This is a genomic window from Rhizomonospora bruguierae (assembly GCF_018397995.1).
In the GTDB taxonomy this organism is placed as follows: Bacteria; Actinomycetota; Actinomycetes; order Mycobacteriales; family Micromonosporaceae; genus Rhizomonospora; species Rhizomonospora bruguierae.
Genome location: NZ_BBQH01000135.1, coordinates 1 through 1,885, shown reverse-complemented (window position 1 = coordinate 1,885; position 1,885 = coordinate 1). Strand labels below are relative to the sequence as shown.

At 66.5% G+C, this 1,885-nt stretch carries 2 protein-coding genes; both read left to right on the top strand.

Annotated elements, in window-relative coordinates:
* A partial coding sequence (locus KJS59_RS30460; protein WP_249715177.1) for a LamG domain-containing protein occupies window positions 1-1,391 on the top strand: 1,391 nt, incomplete at its 5' end.
* Window positions 1,392-1,473: 82 nt separating this feature from the next.
* Window positions 1,474-1,885: hypothetical protein (locus KJS59_RS30455; protein ID WP_213457428.1), on the top strand; the 412-nt coding region annotated here is incomplete at its 3' end.

The window sequence follows — 1,885 nt, the reverse complement described above, 5'->3', positions numbered from 1 at the left end:
CATACTCCTACCAGCTCAACGGCGGCAACGCGGTCCATGTAGCAGCCGGCGCGCCCCAAGCGGAACAGTTGACGACAAACCAGCAGCACGTGTCCACAGACTTGACCGGCTTCAGCGTCCCCACGACGACGACCATGGCGCGGGACACCGCCCGAGGGCACAACAGCAGCGACTCCCTGAAGCTGACACCAGTCGCGTCCAGCACCTTGACCCCCGGTGACACATTCGCCGGGTTCGGCGCGAACCAGGGCTGCATGTGCACCGGCATGGTTGCAGGAAAGCGGTACACGGCGACCGGCTGGATCTACGTGCCGGCCGCGACCGGGTTGACCCCTGTGTACGAGAAACGAGGCCTGCGCATCGTCGGGATGTACGCCACCAGCACCGGCTACACCGAAGTGGCCTCACTCATGGCCACTGTCACCGACACCTGGCAGCAGCTGTCCGTCACCATGACGGTGCCCACCGGCGCGACCCAGGCCTTCTTCCGCCTCTACAACGGCATGGGCTACGGCTCGGGCAAGGCGGTCTACTGGGACGACCTGTCGGTCCGGGAAGTCATCGGAACGACCTCAGCGGTAGCCATCCGCCCGCCCCAGGATGGCACGAACACCCTGATGGTGCAGAGCATCAACACCTCCGGTGTCGCTTCCGACTTCAAGGTGTACGAGTTCCTGGTCAAGCCGAACGGTGTGAACTGGATCTGGCGGATGAACGGCACCAACGCCAACGGCGAGATCCCGTCGGAGCCAGAAGACACCCGACCACTGAGGCTGAGTCCAGCTGGAGCGAAACTGTCACCCGACGCGGCCAAGCTGGGCCCGAGTGGGGCCGAGCTGAGCGGCTCAGGTTCGCTGTCGTCCGCCTCGCCGGTACTCGACACCACCCATCCCTCCGGATTCAGCGTCGCAGCCTGGGTCTACCCGACCGACCTCGACAGCGGCGGGCCGCAAACGGTGCTGGCACAGGACGGCACCAAGCAGTCCGTGTTCGAGTTGCAGTACCGCGACGACAAGGACATCACCGGCGACGGCGTCGCCGACCCGCAATGGTGCTTCACCATCCACGACCACGACACCGCCACAGCCGGAAGCGTCAGTGCCTGCACCGAGCAGTACGTCATACCCAACGCCTGGACACACCTGACCGGCATCTACGACCCCCTCAGCTCGAAGATCAAGCTGTACGTCAACGGCACCACGGGCCTGGATGGGGTAGAGGTCCAAGCTCCCGTAGCGGCGTTGTGGTCAGCCACAGGCCGGTTCGCGGTCGGCGGCTCGCTCAGCTCAGGAACAGGACACGGGTTCATCGGCAACATCGACGAGGTCTACGCCTCACAAGGCGTGTGGACCAACTCCGAGATCGACCGCAGGGTCATTGAAGGCCTCTAGCGGGCCAGTCCGTCCACTTCGTTTTCGGGGAGGTAGCGCCATGGGCGCTGGTACGCGGGCATGCCCGTTCCGAGGCACGACCATGACCGTCCTGGGCCGTAGCTGGCACGTGGCAGCGACGTTGGCCGCGGCGGTGATCGCGTCCACCGCTGTCACGGGGTCCGCTCAGGCGGCGCCCGGCCTGTCGTGGAGTCCGCCAACGCCGAAGCAGGTTACCGGGGTGCGGGTTGCCCCGGTCAAGCACAACGTGCGCCCCGCCTGGACGGCTGAGGCCAAGACCGTTCGCGGCAACAAACCCATTGCCTGGCCCGCAGGCGGGTCAGCCACGGTTGATCTGACCACCACCGCAACAACCAGCCGAACCGCGAGCACCGGCGCGTCGCGCCGTGCCGGCACTCTTCCGTTCTCCGTCGCGCCCGTCGCCGCGGCAGCCGGCGGGCAGGGCAACGACCGAACTGCCGGAGCGGCATCCTCGGTGCGCCAAGCCACTGTCC